This window comes from Clostridium sp. CMCC3677 (assembly GCF_023845585.1).
GTDB lineage: Bacteria > Bacillota > Clostridia > Clostridiales > Clostridiaceae > Clostridium > Clostridium aquiflavi.
Genome location: NZ_JAMQHS010000141.1, coordinates 1 through 211, shown reverse-complemented (window position 1 = coordinate 211; position 211 = coordinate 1). Strand labels below are relative to the sequence as shown.

Here is a 211-nt window from a genome sequence, read left to right as displayed (position 1 = left end):
TATAAAGAAGGATTTAGAGATGGTTGCGAAAAAGGTTGTAAAGAAGGCCGTGAAAAAGGATACAAAGAAGGATTTAGAGATGGCTGCGAAAAAGGTTGTAAGGAAGGCCGTGAAAAAGGATTTAAAGAAGGATTTAAAGAAGGCAGACAAAAAGGTTATAGAGAAGGATTAAAAGAAGGTCGCGAAAATGGATTCCAAGAAGGATGCGAAG

1 protein-coding gene is annotated in these 211 nt (G+C 37.9%); it reads left to right on the top strand.

Annotation, left to right across the window (positions count from 1 at the left end; all coding sequences use genetic code 11):
• On the top strand, positions 1 to 211 hold a 211-nt coding region (locus NG901_RS17010; RefSeq protein ID WP_286675215.1), incomplete at both ends, for a Yae1 family protein.